Source organism: Mesorhizobium sp. WSM4836, assembly GCF_055811815.1.
On the sequence record NZ_JBVVQF010000025.1, the window covers coordinates 60,141 to 82,840 of the forward strand.

Here is a 22,700-nt window from a genome sequence, read left to right on the forward strand (position 1 = left end):
CAGTCAAGCTGTTGGACACGATAGTTCGAACCCGATACCGCGCCGGTGTACTCGGCCCTTGAGAATCCTCCAGCCTTCGGCAACATGGCGGCAAAGCTGAGAGCATGAGGATGAGCAAGGTTATTTCCGCTGCGTCGCGGCGTCGGTCGGCACCGCGCAAGTCACCGATGGCGCTGACCGAGGCGCTGGTCGCCCGTACTTTGCGGGCGGTCGAGGACGCCGGACCGACACCGGGCATGGTCTACATGACCGATGCCGACTACGCGCGCATTCGCGACGAGGTGCTGGCCGGCGCGCCGGCCGGGCCGGTGAAGCTGTTCGCCTATGGCTCGCTGCTGTGGAAGCCGGCCGGCGAGCTCAGGGGTGGCGAACGGGCCGTGGCGACGGGCTGGCACCGTTCGTTCTGTTTTACGGTGCAACGCTTCAGGGGCACCGTTGAGCAGCCCGGCCTGATGATGGCGCTCGACCGCGGCGGCCAATGCCAGGGCATGGTGTTCGAGATCGCCGAGCCGGTGGCGGCCAATCTCGAGGCGCTGCTGCGCCGTGAGATGACCATCCTGCCGGCCGTCAACGTGCCGCGATGGCTGCAGGTCAGGACGAGCGACGGCATGGGCCAAGCGCTTGGTTTCGTTGTCGATCCCGCCAATCCGCGCTATGCCGGCAAACTCGAAAAGCGAGCGATAGCGGCGACCCTGGCCACGGCCGTCGGCCATTGGGGTTCGGGCGCCGAATATCTGTTCGAGACCATTCGCCATCTCGACGCCTGCGGCATCCGCGACCGCAACCTCTGGCAGCTGCAGGAACTTGTGGCCGAGGAGATCGGGCGGGCGACGCCGTCGGCCTTCATTCGCCCCTGAGCCAGACCAGCATCTCGCCGGGGTCGCGGTTGTCCCAGGCGAAATACGGCACGGCGGTGACTTTCGCTTCCTCGACCGCCGGCGGTTCGGTGCGGTAGAGCCCTTCTTCCCAGTTTTCGACAGCCTCCTTTTTGGCAATCGCCGAAAGTGTCACGACGCCGCCCAAAAGGTTCGGCTGCTGATGCGCCTCGATGTCGGCCGTTCGCGGCAGGGCGATGCGGTGCAGCTGGCTGGAATTGTCGGTCTCCTCGACGCAATAGATCAGCGGTCCGCGCGCCAGTGCGACGCGGCCGATATCCTGCCGCACCTGCGGGTTGGCGTAGAGGCGGTCGACCGCCATTTCGAGATCGAGCTCGACGCGGTCGCCCTTGCGCCATTCGCGGCGGATCGCTGCGTAGCCGTCGCTGGTGACAGCGTCCAGATCGATATCGGCGCCATTGACCTTAAGCGCCGCCCTGCGGCACCAGCCCGGCAGGCGCAGATGCAAGGTGAACTCGGTCGGAGCTTCCGGTTCGACGGAGATCGAGACCGCGCCGTCCCAGGGATAATTGCTGGTTTGGGTCAGCTCTACTTGCGTGCCGGCGATATCGAAACGAGCCGTGCCGTTTCCATAGAGATGGACTGCCAGTGCGTCGTCCGACAGGCCGTAGAAATAGCTGCCGATCGAGGCGACCATGCGCCCGACATTGGGCGGGCAGCACGGGCAGCGGTGCCATTTCCAGCGGTGGTGGGCGCCGCGGCTTTCGAGCGGATTTTCGTAGAAGAACAGCGAGCCGTCGAGCGACAGGCCGGAGATCGAGCCGTTGTAGAGCGCCCGCTCCATGATGTCGGCGTAGCGCGCATTGGGGCCCATGCCGAGCATGCGGCTTGCCCAGAACACCAGGCCGACCGAAGCACAGGTTTCGGCATAGGCGGTGTCGTTGGGCAGGTCGTAATCGGCGGTAAAACCCTCATTGTGCGACGACGGCCCGAGGCCGCCGGTGACGTAGAGATTCTTGGTCATGAGATCGTCCCACAACCGGTCGAGCGCCACCCGCAGCGTGTCGTCGCCATATTCGGTGGCGATGTCGGCCATGCCCGAATAGAGGTACATCGCCCGCACCGCATGGCCGACGACCTTGTCCTGCTCGCGCACCGGCTTGTGCGACTGGTTGTATTCGTAAGTCTTGAAATGATAGGCCTTCGGGTCGGCCCCGCGGGCACGCGCCTCCTCGTCGAAATAATGCGGCTCAAGTCCCCGCTGGTCGATAAAATATTTGGCAAGCTCCATGTATTTGCGCTTGGCCGTCACCCGTGCCAGCTTGACCAGCGCCAGTTCGATCTCCTCGTGGCCGCAATAGCCCTTCTTCTTGCCGGGCTCGGGACCGAACGTCTCGGCGATATGGTCGACGTAGCGGCACATGATGTCGAGCAGCTTGCGTTTTCCCGTGGCCTGATAATAGGCGACCGCGCCTTCGATCAGGTGGCCGGCGCAATAGAGCTCGTGGCAGTCGCGCAGATTGGTCCAGCGCAGGCCCGGCTGGATGCGCTGGTACCAGCTCGACAGATAGCCGTCGGGCTGCTGCAGCTTGCCGTACATGTCGATGACGGCGTCGATCTTCTTCTCCAGCTCGTCGTTGCGGCGGCGGTAGAGTGAGTAGGCGGCGGTCTCGATGGTCTTGCCCCAATCCGAGTCCCAGAACATCTGCGTGGTCACCGTCGATCCGGTGAACTCGTTGCCGGCGGTGGCGGCCTCGTCCGGCGAGGGTGAGTGGAACGAAATGACGACGCCGGGCGACGGCCGGTCCGGATCGATCTGCTCGAGCATGCGCGCCTCGACGCAGCGGTCGTAGAGGATGCCGGCGGTTTTGCTGGCGACGGCATCGACGCGGTCGCCCCAGAAGCCGCGCACGTCGACCTGCGGCACCGGCAGCGGGCGGAAGGCGAGTTTCGGCTTGGTGCCCTGACTGGCGGATTGCGATGCGGTCATCAATTTACTCCGGTTCGGTTCGATTCGTCACTTGACGGCCCCTGCCATCAGGCCGCGGATGTAGAAGCGCTGCAGCAGCAGGAAAAGCACCAGGCACGGCACCATCATCACGGTGACGCCTGCCTGCACCGCGCCCCAGTCGATGGCGCCGAAGCGGCCGGACTGCAGTGCGGTCATCATGATCGGCAGCGTGAATTTCGACTGGTCGGTCATCAGCACGAGTGCTGCCAAAAACTCGTTCCAGGCGCCGAGGAAAGCGAACAGCGCGATGGTGACGATGCCCGGCCAGACCAGCGGCAGCATCACCCTCAACAGCATGGTGACATTGTTGGCGCCGTCCATGCGCGCGGCCTCCTCGATCTCGCGCGGCACCGCGTCGAAGGCGTTGCGCATCATGAAGATCGAGAACGGCAGCTGCAGCGTGACGTAGACGCAGACCAGCCCGGTCAGCGTGTTGTGCAGGCCGATTTTTGTCAGCACCAGGAAGATCGGCGTCAGGATCGACTGGAATGGGATCATGATCGTCGACAGGATGACGACGAAGAGCAGGTTCTTCAGCGGAAAACGGAAGCGCGAGAAACCGTAGCCGGCGAGCACGCTGACGATCACCGACAGCACCACAGTCATGACCGAGACATAGATGCTGTTTTGCGCCGGCAGCCACAGCCCGTCACCAAAGGTGTTGAGCGTGGCGTAGTTCTCGAGGGAAAAACCCGTCGTCGGCCAGGGCGGCAGCGGCGGCTGGCGCGCCTCCTGCGCCGGCTTGAAGGCCGAAAGCACCGTCCAGGCGATCGGCGCCAGGAACAGAATGGAGGCGATGATGCCGGTCGCGTGCTCGGCGACCTGCGCGCCGATCCGGCTCTTGCGGCTGCGGGCCTGCGCCATCAGTCGACCCCTTCCGGATTGCGCAACAGCCACAACTGGACAAGGCTGAGCGCCACCAGGATGACCAGCAGGACCATCGAAAGTGCGGCGCCATAGCCGAGCTTGAACGACACGAAGGACTGGTTGAAGATCCAGTAGACGGCAGTCAGCGTCTGGTTGCGCGGGCCGCCGCGCAGGATGATGTAGAACTGGTCGAAGGCGAGGATCGAGCCGGCGACCGACAGGATCAGCGCCAGCGCCAGCGTGCGGCGCATCAAGGGCAAGGTGATCGCCCGAAACCGCGCGAATGGCCCTGCCCCGTCGATCATCGCCGCCTCCTGCAGGTCCGGCGGGATCGACTGCAGACCGGTCATCAGGATGATCATGGTGAAGCCCGCCACCTTCCACACCACCATGGCGATGATCGACCAGAAGGCCGGCTGGAAGGTCGCCAGCAGATTGAATTTCTTCTCGGTCAGGCCAAGCTCGAAGGCGGCCGGGCTGAACAGGCCGGAATCGACATTGAGCAGCCACGACCACAAAAGGCTCGCCGAGGCAAAACCGATGACCGCCGGCATGAAGAAGGACGTGCGGTAGAAGCCGGTCAGCTGCCGCGGCCTTTCGATGAACAGCGCCAGCGGAAAGGCGACGGCAAAGATCGCGATCGTCACCACCACCGTGTAGTAGCCGGTGAAACGCAGCGCGTTCCAGAAGCGGGTATCGCGCAGGATCGCCCAGTAATTGTCGAGGCCGATAAAGCTATGCGCGCCCATCAGCGGCCAGTTGTGCAGCGACATCCAGGCGGTCATGCAAAGCGGCACGATGAAGAAGACGACGACAAGGGTAACGGCCGGCGCGACATAGAGCAGACCGATCCACTGCCGGCGGCCAGCGCCGACCAGTTTGCGGGGGCGTGCCGGGGCGGAGATTGCTGTGATGGTGGTCATGGCTCTACGTCCCCCTCCCCCTTGAGGGGAGGGTCCGGCCGAAGGCCGGGGGTGGGGTCCTGCGTGCAGCGCGCCGACGAAAAAGAACGTCGAGTACTTCGCAGACGACCCCACCCGGACCTGCGGTCCGACCTCCCCTCAAGGGGGAGGTGGGGCTGGCGCTCATCCGCCGAGGTGGTGGTTGTAGCGATTAAGGTCATGCCTGTTCTTCCGTTAACGCTGCGTCCCCTTGAGGGGAGGGTCCGGCCGAAGGCCGGGGGTGGGGTCCTCTGCGAAGTGTTCCGACGTTTCTTTCTGTCGGCGCGTTTCACTGAGGACCCCACCCGGACCTTCGGTCCGACCTCCCCTCAAGGGGGAGGTGGAGTGCTGCGCGGGTGGGGTCGCCTGCGAAGTGCGCCAACACAAAGAAAACGTCGAGCACTGCCGCAACGACCCCACCCGGACCTACGGTCCGACCTCCCCTCGAGGGGGAGGTGGGCGCCGGCGCTTTACTTCTGCGGCGCCGAATCGATGATCGACTGCATGGTCTCCTGCGCGTTGGCGATGGCGCCGTCGACGTCTTCGCCGAAGAAGACCTCGTTCATCATCTGGTTCCACGGACCGTTGGCCGAGTTGATCAGGTCGTTGAACACCACTGAATAGGGCGTGCGGCCCTTGGCCATGGCTTCGGCGGCGACCTTGTAGCGCGGGTCGAGGTCTTTCAGCGCCTCATTGGCGATGTCGCCGCGCACCGGCAGGCTGCCGTATTTCGCTAAAATGGTCTGGCCCTCGAGCGAATAGGCGAAATCGAGGAACTCCTTCACCACCGCGACCTTGGTGGTGCCCTTGGTGACGACGAAATTATCGCCGCCGGCAAACGACGACCAGCCGCTATCCTTGCCCGGCAGGAAGGTGATGCCGTAGTCGATGTCGGGATATTGCGTGTTGAGCGCGCCGATAGCGAAGGCGCCGGAGGGCGAGATGCCGATATTGCCGGTGGCGAAGGCGGCAAAGAAGTTGGAGCCGGTGTCGGTCTGCGCGCCTGATGGCACCAGGTCCTTCTTGACCATCGAACGGTAGAGGTCGATGGCGCCGCGCATCTGCGGCGTGTCGAGCGTCGCCTTGGAGCCGTCCTCGGTGAGGATATCGCCGCCCGAGGCCCAGATCAGCGGCGTGAAGGTGAAGATGTTGCAGCCGCCGCAATTGCCGGAGAAATAGAAGCCCTTGATGTCGCCGCCGAGTGCGTTGACCTTTTCGGCATCGGCTTCGATCTCGGCCCAGTTGGTCGGCCCCTTTTCCGGGTCGAGGCCGGCCTGCTTGAACAGCTTCTTGTTCCAGATCAGCACCGAGGAATCGGCCGAGAACGGCAGCCCGTAGATGCGGCCCTTGTAGGTGCCGGTCTTGACATGCGCCGGCGACAGGCTGGCGAAATAGGGCAGCGATTTCGCCCAGTCGGTGATGTCTTCGAGCTGGCCGGCAGCGGCAAAGGACGGCGTGTAGATCAGGTCGAGCGACAGCGCATCGGGCGCCGTGCCACCGGCGGCGGCAGCGCCGTATTTCGGGATGATTTCGGCATTGGGGATGATGTCGAGCTTGATCTGGTTCTGATGGCCCTTGTTGAAGGCATCGACGATGCGCGGCATGAAGTTCGAGCCGTCGGCGCGCACCCAGATGTTGGCGGTGTCGGCGGCGGCGGCCGAGCCGGCCGTTGCCAGCGTGCCCAAAATGCTCGCGGCGATGGCGAGCCCGGTAATGGTGGTTCTCATGCTTCTCCTCCACATGGTTTTAACTCGGCCGCGCCCCCAAGCGGGTGCTATCGAAACGGCCCGTTTCGTTTCAGCCGTCCGGCGGACGGCCGCATGACTGACGCACCACCAGCCGGCACGGCAGTTTTCTGATGCCCGGCACAGCGGGTTGGCCGCCGACGAGCGAAAGCAAGGCAAGGCCGGCCTCGCGGCCAAGTGCCGCGAGATTCATGTCGACCGAGGTCAGCGGCGGGCGGGTCGCCTCGGCGACGATCTGCCAATTGTCGAAGCCGATGACGCCGACCTCGTCCGGCACGCCGATGCCGCGCTCGCGCAACGCGTCGATGACGCCGCGCGCGATCTGGTCGTTGCCGCAAAACACCGCATCGGGTTTTTCGCGCGCGCCATCGTCCCCGTCGAACAGTTTTGCCACGGCGTCGTGGCCCCAGGCTTCCGACCATGGGCCGAGCAAAGGCTCCATCACTGGCAGGCCGTTCTCGGCCAGCACTTCACGATAGGCTTCGGCCCGCGCATGCACCACGGCAAAGCTCGCGGGACCGCTGACATGGGCGATGCGCCGCCGCCCGAGCCGGCAAAAATGCTCGACCGCCAGCCGCGCGCCGCCGGCATCGTCCGACACGAAAGCGATGGCGTTGGGATCGGGCTCGGTGAAAGCGTAGATCGCCGGAATGCCGAGATTGGCGAGGTCGACCGGCAGATGGCGGTCGATGCGCTTGCCGGTGGCGATGATGCCGTCGACGCGCTTGTCGAGCATGGCATCGACATGCAGCTGGGCAAGGCGCGGGTCGTCCTCGACGTTACACAGGAACACCGAGACGCCGGCATCGACCAGCGCATCGGAAACGCCGGCCATCAGCGGCAGCGAAAAGCGGCCATAGGTGTCGTTGGTCAAAAGCCCGACGGTAAAGGAGCGCCGCCTGAGAAGGCTCTGCGCCAGGCTGTTCGGACGAAAGCCAAGCCGCTGCGCCGTCTCGCGAATGCGCTCGCGCGTCTCGGCCGTCATCCGCCCCTGCCCGTTCAGCGCCTTTGAGGCCGTGGCAACGCTGACGCCGGCAAGCGCCGCCACCTCACGGAGGGTGACGGGCTGCTTGGCGGGCGTTGGCTGGACGTCGGACGCCATGATTCGGATATCGATCCTCCCATTTGAGAAAAGCTTTTCTCTTATGGCCCCTGCGGGGTGCTGATTGGTGATGTCAGCGGACGCGGGGCGATTTGGGAAAAGGTTTTCTCAGGGGGAGATTAGGACGACGGATATGGGGATGGCAAGGGGGAATGGCCTGGTTGAAGGATGTTCGGGCAGGCAGCTGCGTATGTCTGCCCTTTGGTCCACGACAGGCACCGCGATCGAACAATCGCGGTGCCGCAGTCTACCCGTACGGCTAGCAGCTCTCAGTCTGTGGATCGCACGGCTTGTTTTTCTGCTTCTGGGGCTTGGGCTTGGCCGCCTGCTCGGGCTCGGCTTGCTGCTGCTCGGCGGGCTGCTGCTTGGCCTTCGGCTTCTCAGGCTTGGCAGCCTGATCGGGCTCGGCCTGCTGCTGCTCCGCGGCGGGCTGCTTCTTGGTCTTCGGCTTCTCAGGCTTGGCCGTCTGTTCGGGCTCGGCCTGCTGCTGCTCGGCGGCGGGCTGCTTCTTGGTCTTCGGCTTCTCAGGCTTGGCCGTCTGCTCGGGCTCGGCCTGCTGCTGCTCGGCGGCGGGCTGCTTCTTGGTCTTCTCAGGCTTGGCCGCCTGTTCGGGCTCAGTCTGCTGCTGCTCGGCGGCGGGTTGCTCCTTGGTCTTCGGCTTCTCAGGCTTGGCCGCCTTGCCAGGCTCGGCCTGCTGCTCGGCGGCGGGTTGCTCCTTGGCCTTTGACTTCCCAGGCTTGGCCGCCTGCTCGGGCTCGGTCTGCTGCTGCCCGGCGGCGGGCTGCTCCTCGGTCGTCGGCTTCTCAGGCTTGGCGGTCTTTTCCGGCTCGGCCTGTTCGGTCGTTGCCGCGCCTTCGGTCGGCTTCGATTTGCGGCCGGCCTGAACCTGCTTCACCTCCTCGATGTCTTTGAGCTTGGCCGGTTTGGCATCGGGGTCGGCTTTCACCTCACCTTCAAAGACCTTGACCGTATCGTTTTCCAATTTGCCGGCCTCTTCGGGCGCGTCGGTCTTGCTGACCTTGACGGCCGTCACCTGCTGGTTCGTCTCCTTCTCGATGACATCAACATCAATGACCTTGTTGATCACGACGTTGTTCTGGACCGTCACGTCGCCGGCCGGCTCGGCCGCCTCGACAATGCGCACATACTCGGGCTCATCACGGATAACGACGGTAGAAACATCCTCAGCAAGGAATTCGCGGGTGGGGACCACAACCCAGTAATAATCCGGCGTCGTGTCGATGGTCACCTCGATTGAAATCAGATCCGGATCGCGGCGCGGCGGCAGCGGAGCCCAGATCATGTGCTCCCTGTCACGACGCCAACTCACCCATGCCGGCGCCCAACGCTTGCCCGGAACCCAGTACCAGCCGATATCGTCGGCATAGCCCCACCGGCCATAATGGTACGTCGCCCAGCCGAACGGCTCGTCGGATACCCACAGCCAGCCATACTGCTCGGTATAGGCCCAGTGTCCAACGGTATATGGACGCCAATCGTCAGGTACATCAGCCGGCACGAAAACGGACGCTCCGTGATACGACACCCAGTCACCATCCGACGACAGGTCTTCGTAGAACGTGCTGATCGAAACCTCGGTGGCAGCCCTTGCCTCGGACACAGGCGACAACGGCATGACCGGCTTGGGAATCTCGACGACCGTGAGCAGACAGCCGGCTACGCCGCCGAGCATCAGTCGCACCGCATGGTGGGTAAGGACGCGTTTCATCCTAATCCTCCTCAGAAACAGATCGCCCTTCATCCTACAAACCCGCCGGCTGCCGGATTGTTCCGCTTTGCTGACGTTGCCCGGATCGGCTCCAGCGACGGCTTGGCATCGCACGATGATGTTTGGGATCGACATAAGCATTGCTTCATGGGACCGTCACAAATGCGCGCCGAAGGCGCGGCGATAGGGTCGTTGGTCAGCGGGCCGCGCCGTCTCGCGAATCCGCTCGCGCGTCTCGGCTGCCCCTGCCCGTTCAGCGCTTTAGAGGCTGTGGCAACGCTGACGCCGGTAATGGCCGCCACCTCGCGGAGGCTGACGGGCTGCTTGGCGGCGTTGGCTGGACGTCGGACCCTATGGTTTGTGTATCGATCCTCCCCAGATGGGAAAAGCTTTCTCTTAGGGCCTGCGGGTGCTGAATGGTGAGGTCAGCGGACGCGGGGCGACGCGCTGTAGTTTCCGGCGCCAGCGTCGGAAGCTGCCAGGAATGAGGATCGTCGATGCCGAGCCGGTCACCAAGGGCCAGACCGCGTCCTTGTTTCACTGGTCGGCATTGCTTCTTCTAAATTGAGCGGCCCGAAACCCCTACCGTTCGGACAAAGTGGCTTATGTGGAGCATATTTTGCTACTTCACATCCTTGAGCTTCCGCGAATAGTTCGTCAGGAGATCGTCAACAGATAGCTGGTGTGCGTCGACCATTTTCTGGATGTGCTGGGCCGACAAGTCGGCAAGGTTCTGGCCCTCAAAGGCTTTGAAAAACTCCCGGCAGGCCTTCTCGAGTTTGCGCAAATCCGAGACGGTGACACCCTCTACATAGTGCGTGAACGCTGCGGCGCTCTCGATCCGCTTGGCAGGATGGATGATTAAGCGCGTTGGCTGCATGCCCTTGTAGTGCTTGTCGAACCAAGCGGAGGAGCGATTCATCTGCTCAGCCTCACGCTTGTTAATTTCGGCGCGCGTAACGTCGACCTCGCTTTTGCATTCGATGATGAGATAGCGCGTGTCATCGAGTGCCCAGAGATTGTCAGGGCCTTCCTTCCACTCCTTGTCTGGGCGCTCTCCGGCGAAGCCTAGAGCCCGGCTGAGCTCATCGAGTGCATGCTCGAAGTCCTCAGCCTTTACGCCGAAACGCAGCCGCCCCAGGATATCAGAGACTGTTACGTCCATGTCGGCATAGGTTCCGAATGCACTCACCCACGCCGCGATGCGCTCCGCCCGACCCTGGCTAACAACGGTTAACTTGGTGACTGTTACTCCGGTCGGCGGCTTTAGCAGCATCCGGTTTTTCTTGTGTGCTGCGACCTGTAGCTTCTGGGATTCGGTCCGGTTCGTGCGGTGGTGATACCGCGCGCGCTCCTGTAGGTACCATGCCTTGTCATCCTTTTCGACATGGCCGTCATCCATGAGTTGTTGGAGCCGCTCGGAGGCGCTCGCGTAGTCTCCGGCGACGAAAGCCTCCTCGGCTGCAAGTTCGGCGGCATAAAGTTTCAACACACTCTCATTCGGACCGCGCGGGACAATCCCGTCCATCTGCTCCGCATAGTAGGCCTTCCAGTCCGGATCACGCCCGAGGCACTGCTGGATGAGCGTTGAGAAAGCTTTGGCGGGTTCCTCGCCATCGACGACCTCTTGGCGCGCCATCTCGGCGACCTGAAGCCCGATCTGGATCTGCTTGTCGACCTGCGGTGACAGGAACCGGCGCGTTGCTTTCTCGCGTATAAGCCGCACGAGGTCAGAACCGGTCACGACGATTACAGAGTAGTCCTTTTCGCCGCGTACGCTTCGGCCCATACCCTGCTCGACCGTCCGAACTGTGCGCATCAGCGTGGCCTCACTCCTTGGACGGACATGTTCAGCGTACAGGTCGATAAGGCTCTCTGAATAGGGGCGGGAGTCAAAAACGAGAATGCGGCAGGTATGGTCAGGCAAGTCGACGCCATCATAGCGGTTCACCAGCACAACAGTATTCTCGCACTCGCCGCGCCTCAGCGCATTAACTGCGTCATCGATCGTCTCGCGGTCGGCGACTAGAGAACCGTTGTCTTCCCAAGCCTTACTCCGCGCGAAGCTCGGGGTGAGCGCGACAACCCCACGCTTCCGGCCGGCCTTTGGCTTGCCGTAGACATTGACAATACGATCGCGGTCAAGTTCCTCGCTAATGAGCGACGGGATGACGACCATCTTCTCGCCTGACCAAGTCTCACGGTCGTAGGTCAGGGGCGTTGTGATCGTCTCTGGCGAGAGCCTCAGGCCCTTCACGAGGAAAGCGTCGTCGGTGACAGTCGCCGACATAAAAACCCGATGCACCGCGCGTGAGTATGAACCAAAGGCTTCAAGCGGGGGAAGGTGCGGTTCGATCTCGACTCCGGTGCCGGAGATAATGCATTGGCAATGCGCGAGAATGTTGCGCAGGAGCGGCCAGGCAAACTTCACAGATTTGCGGTCGGACTGAGACGATAAGATGGAAGCGACTTCGCTCTCTCGCTCCATCCATGCCCAGTACGGCACAGGCAGAAGCGACTCGCGCTTGCCGTTCTCGATGTCCGCGAAGCTGCCCACGCCCTGCTGCTCGAGGTCGGTCGCGAACAGAGTCTTCAGCGCAGCGTAGACGGGCTCATCGCTTGGGATGCGGATGCGGCACGCCTCCCGGATTCGGTCCGCACAGGCGTGAGCATCATCCATAAGGACCGTGTCGACCTCGATCGATGCTCGGTTCAGGCCGAACTTGCTCATGCCGTTGAACAACTTTTGGACAGAAGTCACAAGAATGCTGGTCGAATTCAGAAACGCTTCGGGCAGGTCGTCGTCTGCCATGCAGGTGCGTATGCCGAACTGTCTAGCCTGCTCGCAGGTCTGCGCGATCAGGAAGTGATCGGGACAAAGGGTAGACTACCGGCCCTTTACCTGCGTTGAGCCGCGACTGGAGCATCAGCAGACCGACCAGCGTCTTGCCCTGACCTGTGTGCAGCTTGACGATGACGTCGCGGGTGTCGGCTTGGCGTGAGTTCCATTCCCGGAGCACCGCCTCCTGCGACGGGCGTAGCGGGCCCTTGTCGTGCGCTCGGTCTAACGTATCGTATATTTCAATAGGATCGACCGGCTTGATGTCCGCCTTGCCAGCGAGCTGCTTGCGGAAATTTACCATATAACTCTGGCTCTCCGTTCGTTGATCATTTGTTCGTTTTGCTGCTTCTGTAATGGCGAGATCGAGTGAGTCTGGATTGCTAGTTCACGCAACAATGGTCTCGGGGAAAAGACTCTTTTGCTTAGGCTCTCTAGGAGCGACAAACGCTTCGGCATCGAAGCCACGTTCTCTCAGGAATGGTGCAGCCACGAGTTTCTCTCGGAGACCCAACATTCTAGCCTCCGCACGGCGCACAAATTGGCTATAGAGCAACGGCTGAATCACCACCCGGCCGTCCCACTCCTCGCGCTTTCCAGTTTCACTAGAATCGATCCTGGCTCCTAAAACGAAACAGTCGACCCTCGTAGCTGGGGTCACAAAGCCCTTCTTGATTAGCTCTTTCACGTAACGCCAAGGCTGTTCCTTCTGCTCGCTGCCGATCGGCACGTTAGGCTTCTTTATCTCGGCAATCACGAGACGACCGACGCCACTGACCTCATGATGTTCGTCGTAGGAGTCTCGGCCATAAAGTCCCACTGATCCGTCCGTAAGCATTGCAAAATCCGGGCGAAGCAGGCTGCCTTTTTTGTTCGAGCCGAACAGATCGCGGATCACTGTGGTCATCCCTCTGTTACTTGTAAACTCCAGCGACTCGAACTCGGGCCCGAAGACCCAAAGCGATTTTTCTATAAGAGGTTGGAGATCACCGACTTCGTCCATTGACGGGTCACTTAGCTTCCGGTCGAGTTCCTCGATCAGCTTTAGTCCGCTTTGGATTTCATCCAGTGCATCCTTGGCCAGTCGAACTGTCCAGTCCTCAAGTATTAGGTGCAGTGTGTCGAGATCCCCGGGGGGCATCTCGTTCAGCTTGCTGATGAGGGCGTATTTGCTCGTCGAAAGCTCTAGGTTAGCGAGTATCCCGGCAACCTGCTGAACTTCGTCCGACGAGATGCTTTGGCATTTATCTATTACCTGATCGACAAACTCGTCCCAGCGGTCTCTACCAACTGGCGGCAACTTTCCGATCGTATGAGCAAAATTCTCCCTGATCGCTACTTTGGTCTCTTCGCGCGCTGCGGCATCGAAAGCTGACAGGAAATTCAACACCGCAGTGTAAACAGCAGATCGAGCCGCTCTCCAGGCGTCACTTGTCGGACGGAACGCGGACCAATCATCAAGCACGTGATCCTCGAGAAAGTCTGCTTGCACGATGATTTGGAAGCGTTTCGCCTCGGTTTTTCGACCGTCCAGCAGCCGGTCCTGATCAAACCCCATCCAGCTAGGCGTTCCGACCAGGCGGTTGTTCACGCGCCATGCGATGCCATGATGCCATGTGGTCTTGTCGGCCTTAATCGCGTCTACGATAATCAGATGGGCTATTCCATAAGGCTCGACCAGAACGTCCAACTCTTTCAGCTTGATGCTCGGGAGGTCGTCAAACGTAATTAAAGATCCATCAACAGAGACCCGGAAATTGGGATCTGCAAGAAAGCGTGTCCCGATGACCTCTTTTATCTCGTCGACGGTGAGCGCAATCCCTCCAAAGAAGCCTGTAGCTGTGATCGTCGTTCCATGTCCCTCGACCTTTTCTTCGCGGTGTATCAGAGCTATATCGAAGGGACTCGCAACACCGCGTCGGACTTCGTAGGTCAGTGCAACGCCTCCGCACCAGGTTGTGACTGTGTAGGGATCGGAAAACCGGAAGGCGGCGTGTCGTCCTCGGCCGTTCCGACCATAGGCTCTACGTGCGCTGTGTGCAGATATTTCTTCCGGTGGTTCGACGACATTCCCTTCCTCAGAAACTCGGTTATAGTCGAGTTTCCGCCATCTCCTCTCGAACATCGGTCCGGTCATTCCCTTTCCGTTGTCTGTTATCGAGAAAAGCGTTCCGTTGTGGCGATCTGGCCAAGTGATGTCGATGTCCGTCGCATAGGCGTCCCACGCATTTGCGACCAACTCGACTATTGCAGTAGCAGTGTCAGAAATAATCGTGCCAGCATGTCGATCGAGAAACCGCTCATCGAACAAAACCCCGTCGGCTGCCATTTCACTCCCCCAAACGAACATGCTAACTAATTTATTTGCTGGCCTTAGTCTACCAACGGTTGCTTGTCCGTTCTGGACTTCCCCAGAGCTAGGCGCGCATGAATCGAGCACGTGGGTGTCGACACCCCAACCGACTTGAGCCAAGCCTCCTCGCCACCTGGCGTCCTAGGTGGACGTCCTTTACTTTGCGGCACGTTTTGGCAAGCAGATCAATTAACCACCGAGTCCGTTTGCACCTATTACGATCCTATCTTCTTCAGCTTGACATCTAGTATGTTGCTGGCTCTAGCCTCCCGAAGTTTTTCAGCGACCAATTGACGACGGTTACCTACGTTTGGAATCCCCCACGCCCTGCTTCCGGCATAACAATCGAGAATACGCCCAGTAAAACCTTTCACTGTGCGAGGTGTAAGATCATCAAGACTATTCCGTGTCATCTGGCTGACCTGGTGCAAGGAGATAACTTTGACCCCATCTGGCTCGTAGACCCAGACATACACTCCCTCTTCTCCGACCACCGCTCTCATGCGGCGGCAAGCATCCTTCAGTTCTTTATGATCTATGTTTCGATCATATTTCGCTTGGATAAAAATTCCTTTATCGAAACCGCCCGGACCCTCCAATGAAATGGAGAGAAAGAGGTCGGCCCCGAACAATTTCTCCATCGACCTTGGACCACGATCGGGTAACGACTGCGCTATGACACGAAAAACGTAGTCGCCAGCCTGCGAATTATCTAATCGATCTTCCAATCTCTGACACAGCCTTGATGTGATTTCCGCCTCTTGCACAGTACTGACGCCGTATATCGTTTCTGAATAGAGATCCCTTACCAAATCATCGATAGCTTCCCCCAGGCGCTCCATAATTTGACGGCGGTTCTCCTTATTCTGCATATTGCCCCTTATCGAATCGCCGCGCTTTACATGCAGCGAAGCTGTATTCGAATTTCTCTGCAATGTCCGGCAATTCTAAAGTCGCCGAAAAATGACCGCTTCGGGTCGGTTGGCTGGTTCACCCGAACGTCCGCTATCCGGATAGCATGACGGGTCCAGGGAGGTCCGCAACAGGTCATAAAGAAGCTGCCGAGCGTGGCCTGGAACGATGAAATGCAGAAATTCAAGGACGACGAGCTTGCCGATAGCGGCGCCGTACTTTTGGGGCGCATGACCTATGAGATCTTTGCCGGCTCGTGACCCAAGGAGACCGGAGACTTCGCCGACCAGTTCAACGCGCTGCCAAAATAGGTCGCGTCGGCGAGCTTGACGCCGCGCGGGGCGTCTCCCGCGCTTGACGCGATCGAGTTCGCAGCCACCAGGGCGGAAGGCGCCCTTTCTTGCTGCTGCGGACCACTTGATTCAGCCACAAGCCCAAATTGCTGGATTTGGCGGCCCAGGAAGGATAGGCTTGGTTTTTGGTTCAGCGATGGAACAGAGACTAGCCGCAATTCTGGCTGCCGATATGGCGGGCTACAGTCGGCTAATGGAGGCCGACGAATCCGGCACGCTCGCACGCCTTCGCACCCATCGCATAGAACTGGTCGATCCCGCCATCGCCAAGAACAAGGGCCGGATCATCAAGACCACCGGAGACGGCATGCTCGTTGAATTCCAGAGCGTGACGGATGCCGTGAAATGCGCCGTGGAAATCCAACAGCGCATGAAACGGCGCAATTCGGATGTGCCACAAGATCGGCGTATCGAATTCAGGATCGGCATAAATCTCGGCGACATCATCTTCGACGATGAGGACATTTTCGGCGACGGCGTCAATATTGCCTCGCGCATCGAGCAACTCGCCGACGTCGGCGGTATCTGCGTGACCGCAGCGGTGGCGACCCAAATTGCCGACCGTCTCGAAATTGCCATGGAGGACCTAGGCGAGAAGACGTTAAAGAACATCAGCCGCCCGGTTCGCCTCTATCGCGTTGGGTTTGACAGTCCTGCCCTGCCACAAGTCGAGGCAAAGCGATCCATCTCGAAACCTTCGATTGTGGTGCTGCCTTTCAGCAACATGAGCGGCGACCCCGAGCAGGAATTTTTCGCGGACGGACTGACCGAGGACATCATCACCGAACTGTCCCGCCACCATGAGCTGTTCGTCATCTCGCGCAATTCCGCCTTCGTCTACAAGAACCGCGCCGTGAATGTGCGCGAGGTGGCCGAGAAACTCGACGTCCAATACCTGGTGGAGGGAAGCGTCCGCAAGATCGGCGACAGGGTGCGCGTGACGGTTCAGCTCATCGACACGGCAAATGACGCTCATATCTGGGCAGACAAATATGACCGGAAGCTGGACGACATATTCGCTATACAGGATGAGGTGACCGCGGCGATCGCAGCCACGCTGCCCGGTCGTGTCGAGGCGGCTCAGCGGGACCAGCTCGCGCGGGCGAAACCTGCAAACATGGCCGCCTATGAATGTGTGCTTGCCGCCAAGGTGCTGCATCACCGAAGCACGAGTGCGGATAATGAACGCGCGCAAACCTTGATAGAAAGGGCCGTCACGCTCGACCCCGATTATGCCCATGCCCATGCCTGGCGGGCCTGCATTCTTGGCCAGGCCTGGGTCCATAACTGGTGCAAGGACAGGGATGCCGTCTGGAACAACATCATGGCAGCGCTGGACAGGGCGCTGGCGCTGGACAACAACGATGCCGATGTCCATCGCATCCTCGCCGCCGTGAACGTGAACAACAATGAGCTGACCACAGCGCGCTACCATCAAGAGCGGGCGCTGGCCCTCAATCCCAATTACGACCTGGTGGTGGTGCAGCAAGGCGAGTTGTTGACGTGGCTGGGGAGGCCGGAAGAGGGAATTGAGTGGATCCGCAAGGCAATGCAGTTGAACCCGCACCACCCGGAGAGGTTCTGGAGCCATCTGGGAAAGGCGCATTTCGCCGCGCGCCAGTATGGCGAGGCGATCGAAGCTTTCATGCATCTGTCGGCCATGGACTCGGCTCAGCACGCTTTCGCCGCTGCCTGCTACGGCTGGCTGGGCGACGAAATCGCGGCCGCGGCGCATCTAGGCAAGATCAGAACGCTCGATCCCCCATTCGACCTCGATTCATTTATCGCCACCCTGCACTATGCCCAGGAGTCTGACGTGCAGCACGTCCGCGAAGGACTGCTGAAAGCCGGTATTGCCAACTTGTAGGCAGCCCGTGACTACGAACCAGAGCCAATCGGCGACAGGCAAAAAAGACCGGCCCCCACCCGATGCGGGCCTTGTGGCATGACCGACCGACGGGCGGCTTAGGGTCAGAGGCGGCCGTCGCTCTTTGGGAGCGAACCGGGAAAAACCCTCCCCCTGAAAAAGCGCCGCGCTAGTTGACGGAGCAGTTCGCACAAGACCCGCGCTCGGCAGAAAGGAACCCGCCATGCGAAAACTCATCGTCACCGAATTCATCAGCGTCGATGGCATTGCCGAGGTCGAGAAGCTGCCGAGCGTCGCCTGGAACGATGAAATGCAAAAGTTCAAGGACGACGAGCTTGCCGACAGCGGCGCCATGCTTTTGGGGCGCACGACCTATCAGATCTTTGCCGGCTCGTGGCCCAAGGAAACCGGAGATTTCGCCGAGCGCTTCAATGCGCTGCCGAAATATGTCGCTTCGACGAGTTTGACGGCGCTCGACTGGCAGCCGGCCGAGCTGCTGCAGGGCGCCTTGCCGGACGCGGTCAGAGGGCTGAAGCAAGGCAGCGGCGGCAACATCTATGTGCATGGCAGCCTCAGCGTCGCGCAGGAATTGCTGCGCCACGGCCTGGTCGACCGCATCAGGCTGCTCAGCTATCCCGGCGCCGTCGGCCAGGGCAAGCTGCTGTTCCCGCCCGGCGCGCAATTGCCGCTCGAGCTGGTATTTGCCAGGCAGTTCGGCAACGGCGTGGTGGCGCTGGAGTATGCGGCTGGCAAGCCGTGATGAGCCAATCTCCCCCCTCGTGGGGGAGATGCCCGGCAGGGCAGAGGGGGGGCGCGAAGGAACGCCGGCCTTTGTTTCAATCTGTGATGAACTGGGAACTTGCGCGCGTACGCTATGCAACCGACTGATAGGTCGGCGGGACAGCGCCCCCCTCTGGCCTGCCGGCCATCTCCCCCACTTGGGGGGAGATCGCAGCTTTGGCCATCAGCCCTCCTACCGCCCCTGCCCGCCTGACTCCAACTTCTGCACGGCCGCAATCAGCATCTCGACAAACCTCGTCACCTTGGGCGGGCGGAAGCGGGCAGCGGGGTAGACTGTGTAGATGCCGCCGGAGGGCAGCCGCCACTCGGGCAGGATCTGCACCAGCCGCCCGGCGGCCAGCTCGTCCCGCACCAAAAAGTCCGGCAGCACCGACAGGCCGGCGCCGGCGCGGACGGCCGCCAGCACTGCCGGCGTTGCGTCGATCGCAATCGTTGCCTGCATGTGCACGGCCTGCTGCTCGTTGTCGCCGCGCGAAAATTGCCATAGCAGCGGTTCGCGCAGCGCCATGTTGGCGACGAAGGGCAGCCCGGCAAAGTCTTGCGGTTCGCCGGCGGTGAACCGGCCTGCAAAGCCGGCGCCGCATACCATGAATTGTTGGAAGGTGCCGATGCGCCGCGCCTGCAGGCTGGAATCGGCCAGCCAGCCGACGCGGATCGCCACGTCGATGTGGCCGGAAACCAGGTCGATCGTCTCGTCGCCCAGCGTCAGCTCCACCCGGCAGGCGGGATAGCGCGCGCTGAAGGCGGCGACCACCGGCACCACCGCCGACGTGCCGTAGTCGTTGGAGGCGGCGATGCGCAGCGTGCCGGTCGGCTCGGCGGCCGCCTGCGCCAGCTCGTCGAAGGCATCCTCTGCCTGCTGCAGGACCTGGAGGCAGCGGACGTGGAACGTCCGGCCGGCTTCGGTCGGATGGACGCGCCGCGTCGTGCGGATCAGCAGCGTCGTTCCGACATCGCGCTCCAGCCGCGCCACCTGCTGGCTGACCACCGCCTTGGTGATGCCGAGCCGCTCGGCAGCCCGTGTGAACGAGCCGGCGTCGACCACCGCAGCGAAATAGGCCAGCCGGTTCAGGTTCATGCTTCGCTCATGGCAGATGCAGCCTCATTGTCAGGCAAAAGCATACATTACGTCTATTTTGTCGGCCTTCAATACGTATTCCGCTTTTGCCATCTTGCGGGCATCGAGGCTGCGCGCCGCCGAATTCACCATTCCCAGGAGACATCCATGTTCACACGGAGAGCCATCATGAAAACCACCCTCGCCACCGGCGCTGCCGCGGTCTTTGCTCCCGCCGGGCTTGGCCATGCGGCCGGCGGGCTTTCCTGGAAGCATTTCCCCGCCGGGCAAAACGGCTTCTTTCGCGCCCCGGTGCTGGTCTCCGGCGCCACTGAAGCCGTGCTGATCGACGGCGGCTTCACCTACCCCGACGGCCGGGCCGTGGCCGAGGCGATCAAGGCGAGCGGCAAGACGCTCACCACCATCTATATCAGCCAGTCCGACCCGGACTATTATTTCGGCCTCAAGCCGATCAAGCAGGCGTTCCCACAGGCACGGGTGATCGCCGCAGCCGAGACGGTGGCCGCCATCAACGGCAATGTCGAAAAGAAGCTCGCCGTCTGGGGGCCGCAGCTGAAGGAGAATGGCCCGCAGGCGCTGGCCGACGTCGTCATCCCCGAAGCCTTCGACGGCAAGACGCTCAGTGTCGATGGCGAGAGCATCGAGATCGTCGCCGCGGAAGGCCTCGCCAACCGGCGCTATCTCTTCGTGCCGTCACTGAACGCGGTGTTCGGGGGGGTGATGATCTTTGCCGGCGTGCATGTCTGGACCGCAGACACGCCGACCAGGGAACAGCGCGCCGCCTGGATCGCCAATCTCGAAAAGATCGCGGCGCGCAAGCCGGCAATCGTCGTGCCCGGCCACATGACGCCTGAGGCCGCTACGGACCTTTCGGGCGTCGAGCACACAAAAACTTATCTCATCGCCTTCGAGGAAGAACTGGCCAAGGCCAAGGACGCTGCCGCGCTGAAGAGCGCCATGGAAGCCCGCTTCCCCGGCCTCGGCATGGGCGTCGCGCTCGACATCGGCTCCAAGGTTGCCACCGGCGAGATGAAGTGGGGCTGAGAAGGGCGCCACTTACGAAGGATACGCTCATGGTCCAGCGGGCGCTGCGGCCTGACGCTTGAGCGCTGTCATCCGCCGAGGCGGTTGGTGCGCTTGCTGGCTTCGGCCTTGGCCCGCGCCTCCACCGCCTTCTCGATCTCGCGCTTCAGCTCGTCCTTGATCGCCACCGTCTCGGCCATCAGCGCCTCGACCTTCATGAAATCGAGCACCCGGTATTTCGACACCGCCGGGCGGATCAGAATGTCGGGCCGGCTCTGGTTCAGCTTGCTGGCGATGATCGACTGCATCATCAGCTGCGTGGCGCCGAACATCAGGTCGACGGAGGTCGGGAATTTGCGGCCCGCCTCGGTCGGCGCGCCGACCACGTCGACGGCGATGATGATGTCGGCGTCGAGCTCGATCAGGTCGAACGGCACGGGATTGTAGATGCCGCCGTCGATCAGCAGCCTGCCGTCGCGCATCACCGGGCGGAACACCGCCGGGATCGCCGCCGAGGCGGCCAGCGCCGAATGCAGCTCGCCTTCGTCGAACACCGCAAGCTGGTGGCCATAGAAATCGGTTGCCGTCACCTTCAGCGGTATTTTGAGTTCGGCGAAGGTTTCGGGAATGGCGTCGGGCAGGAACGCCTTGAGGATGCGCTCGACATTGAACTGACTGACCCGCAGGCCGCCCTGCAACGCTTCGGCAAAAGTGCCTGGCCGCGCCCGCCACATGCGCGTCGCCACTTCGGCGCGGCGGCCGAGGATCGAGCGCGTATAGTCGTGGATGTCCTTGCCGGTCATGCCCGAGGCCATGCCGGCGCCCATGATGGCGCCGATCGACGAGCCGGCGATCGCCGCCGGCCTTATGCCCAGTTCGTCCAGCACCTCGATGACATGGATATGCGCCAGCCCACGCGCCCCGCCCCCGCCAAAGGCGATGCCGAAGCTAGGGCTCATCCCTTATTGGCCGCGCCGAGCTTCGGCCCGACCACCATGACGGCCGGCTCGGCGGAGAGCAGCTTTTTCGCCACCGCTTTGACCTGGTCCAGCGTCACCGCGTTGATCAGCGCGGCACGGCGCTGCATGTAGTCGATGCCGAGCTTGTCGAGCTGCAGTTCGACCAGCGTCGAAGCGATGGCGCTGGAGGAGTCGAGATTGTTGATGGCATAGGCGCCGATCATGTATTTCTTGGTCGCCTCAAGCTCAGCCTCGGTCGGCCCCTGCTCGGCCATGCGCTTGACCACGTCGCGCACCACGGCCAGCGTCTCGGCCGCCCGGTCGGCGCGGGTCGAGGTGGTGATAGACAGCGCCTGCGAATGCTGGTGGTCGACGAGGTCGGAGCTGACGCTATAGGCCAAGCCGCGCTTCTCGCGCACCTCGTCGAACAGCCGCGAGGTGAAGGCGCCACCGCCGAGGATCTCGTTCATCAGCACCGCGGCGAAGAAATCCGGCGCGTTGCGCTTGACGCCGGGATAGGCGAGTTGCAGCGAGGCCTGCGGCTGGTCGTAAACGACCTCGAGCTGCTGGCCGAGTTTCAGCTCGATGTCGGGAACGGGCGTAAGCACCTGCTTTGCCGGCAGGCTGCCGAACACCAGGTCGAGCTTCTGCTTCAGCGTCTCGGCGTCGATGGCGCCGACCACCGCGACATGCAGGCCGTCGCGGGCGAAATTCCCCTTGTGGAAGGCGCTTAGATCGGCCGGCGTGATCGTCGCGATGCTTTGCCTGGTGCCCTGGTCGGGCCGGGCGTAGGGATGCCTGCCGTAGATCGCGTCCAGCCATTTGCGTTGGGCGAGCGTGTCGGGATCGCGCTCGTTGGCGATGATGCCGGACAGGATCTGAGCGCGGATGCGGTCGATCGGCGCCTGGTCGAAGCGCGGCTGGTTGACCGCCACGCGAAGCAGGTCGAAGGCGCCGTCGCGCTGCTCGGCCAGCATGCGCATCGAGCCATAGGTGCCGTCGCGCTGCGCCTCGAAGCTCATCTCGGCGCCGACATCGTCAAGCTTGATCTGGAAGGCCTCGCTGTCGAGGTCGCCGGCGCCTTCGTCGAACAGGCCGCTCATCAGATTGGCAAGCCCTTCCTTGCCGGCCGGATCCTGCGTCGCGCCGCCATCGAAAACGAAGCGGATGGCGACGATCGGCACCGAATAATCCTCCACCAGCCAGGCGGTGATGCCCTTGGGCGAGGTCACCTCCTGGATGTTCATGGCGGCACGGGCTGAAAGCGCCGGCAGGACGAGGAAG

The 22,700-nt window shown here is 61.9% G+C and carries 17 protein-coding genes; 4 read left to right on the top strand and 13 right to left on the bottom strand.

Going from position 1 to position 22,700, the window contains the following annotated elements:
* Positions 1–110 precede the first annotated feature (110 nt).
* Positions 111–857 carry a gamma-glutamylcyclotransferase gene (locus AC0L2P_RS25595; protein ID WP_473505177.1) on the top strand — a complete coding sequence of 249 codons (747 nt, stop codon included), beginning with the start codon at positions 111–113 and terminating at the stop codon, positions 855–857.
* On the opposite strand, the gene AC0L2P_RS25600 is transcribed toward AC0L2P_RS25595, so the two are convergent.
* The 10 genes from AC0L2P_RS25600 to AC0L2P_RS25645 all read right to left on the bottom strand — a co-directional run bounded on the left by AC0L2P_RS25600 (position 844) and on the right by AC0L2P_RS25645 (position 15,295).
* A complete protein-coding gene (locus AC0L2P_RS25600) occupies positions 844–2,826 on the bottom strand; it encodes a glycoside hydrolase family 127 protein (protein WP_473505178.1) in 1,983 nt (660 codons plus the stop codon). The genes AC0L2P_RS25595 and AC0L2P_RS25600 overlap by 14 nt on opposite strands.
* Before the next feature lie 27 nt (positions 2,827–2,853).
* Positions 2,854–3,711, bottom strand: a complete 858-nt coding sequence (locus AC0L2P_RS25605) for a carbohydrate ABC transporter permease (protein WP_473505180.1) — start codon at positions 3,709–3,711, stop codon at positions 2,854–2,856.
* Positions 3,711–4,637, bottom strand: coding sequence for a carbohydrate ABC transporter permease (locus tag AC0L2P_RS25610; protein ID WP_473505182.1), 927 nt, complete (start codon positions 4,635–4,637; stop codon positions 3,711–3,713). Before AC0L2P_RS25610 ends, AC0L2P_RS25605 begins: the two co-directional genes overlap by 1 nt.
* Before the next feature lie 488 nt (positions 4,638–5,125).
* Positions 5,126–6,382: an ABC transporter substrate-binding protein gene (locus tag AC0L2P_RS25615; protein WP_473505184.1), complete on the bottom strand. Its 1,257-nt coding sequence runs from the start codon at positions 6,380–6,382 to the stop codon at positions 5,126–5,128.
* 70 nt (positions 6,383–6,452) lie between these two features.
* Complete coding sequence (locus AC0L2P_RS25620) at positions 6,453–7,502, bottom strand: LacI family DNA-binding transcriptional regulator (protein ID WP_473505186.1); 1,050 nt, start codon at positions 7,500–7,502, stop codon at positions 6,453–6,455.
* A 259-nt stretch (positions 7,503–7,761) separates the two neighbouring features.
* Positions 7,762–9,231, bottom strand: coding sequence for a DUF6600 domain-containing protein (locus AC0L2P_RS25625; protein ID WP_473505188.1), 1,470 nt, complete (start codon positions 9,229–9,231; stop codon positions 7,762–7,764).
* Between the two features lie 622 nt (positions 9,232–9,853).
* The gene (locus AC0L2P_RS25630; protein WP_473505190.1) at positions 9,854–12,043 is read right to left on the bottom strand and encodes a helicase C-terminal domain-containing protein; all 2,190 of its coding nucleotides are present in this window, start codon (positions 12,041–12,043) and stop codon (positions 9,854–9,856) included.
* A 22-nt stretch (positions 12,044–12,065) separates the two neighbouring features.
* The gene (locus AC0L2P_RS25635; RefSeq protein WP_473505192.1) at positions 12,066–12,374 is read right to left on the bottom strand and encodes a DEAD/DEAH box helicase family protein; all 309 of its coding nucleotides are present in this window, start codon (positions 12,372–12,374) and stop codon (positions 12,066–12,068) included.
* Between the two features lie 84 nt (positions 12,375–12,458).
* Positions 12,459–14,399 (bottom strand): ATP-binding protein, encoded by a 1,941-nt coding sequence (locus AC0L2P_RS25640; protein WP_473505194.1) that lies wholly within the window; start codon positions 14,397–14,399, stop codon positions 12,459–12,461.
* Between the two features lie 239 nt (positions 14,400–14,638).
* Positions 14,639–15,295 (bottom strand): hypothetical protein, encoded by a 657-nt coding sequence (locus tag AC0L2P_RS25645; RefSeq protein ID WP_473505196.1) that lies wholly within the window; start codon positions 15,293–15,295, stop codon positions 14,639–14,641.
* A gap of 529 nt (positions 15,296–15,824) precedes the next feature.
* On the opposite strand from AC0L2P_RS25645, the gene AC0L2P_RS25650 reads away from it, so the two are divergent.
* Positions 15,825–17,555 carry an adenylate/guanylate cyclase domain-containing protein gene (locus AC0L2P_RS25650; protein ID WP_473505257.1) on the top strand — a complete coding sequence of 577 codons (1,731 nt, stop codon included), beginning with the start codon at positions 15,825–15,827 and terminating at the stop codon, positions 17,553–17,555.
* 223 nt (positions 17,556–17,778) lie between these two features.
* Positions 17,779–18,315 (top strand): dihydrofolate reductase family protein, encoded by a 537-nt coding sequence (locus AC0L2P_RS25655; protein ID WP_473505198.1) that lies wholly within the window; start codon positions 17,779–17,781, stop codon positions 18,313–18,315.
* 213 nt (positions 18,316–18,528) lie between these two features.
* Here AC0L2P_RS25655 and AC0L2P_RS25660 read toward each other — a convergent pair whose 3' ends face one another.
* Positions 18,529–19,434 (bottom strand): LysR family transcriptional regulator, encoded by a 906-nt coding sequence (locus tag AC0L2P_RS25660; RefSeq protein WP_473505200.1) that lies wholly within the window; start codon positions 19,432–19,434, stop codon positions 18,529–18,531.
* A gap of 147 nt (positions 19,435–19,581) precedes the next feature.
* On the opposite strand from AC0L2P_RS25660, the gene AC0L2P_RS25665 reads away from it, so the two are divergent.
* Entirely contained in the window at positions 19,582–20,478 is an 897-nt protein-coding gene (locus AC0L2P_RS25665) for an MBL fold metallo-hydrolase (protein WP_473505202.1), read from the top strand.
* A gap of 68 nt (positions 20,479–20,546) precedes the next feature.
* On the opposite strand, the gene AC0L2P_RS25670 is transcribed toward AC0L2P_RS25665, so the two are convergent.
* Complete coding sequence (locus tag AC0L2P_RS25670; protein WP_352453459.1) at positions 20,547–21,416, bottom strand: patatin-like phospholipase family protein; 870 nt, start codon at positions 21,414–21,416, stop codon at positions 20,547–20,549.
* Entirely contained in the window at positions 21,413–22,663 is a 1,251-nt protein-coding gene (locus AC0L2P_RS25675; protein WP_473505204.1) for a M16 family metallopeptidase, read from the bottom strand. Before AC0L2P_RS25675 ends, AC0L2P_RS25670 begins: the two co-directional genes overlap by 4 nt.
* Between the last annotated feature and the right edge of the window lie 37 nt (positions 22,664–22,700).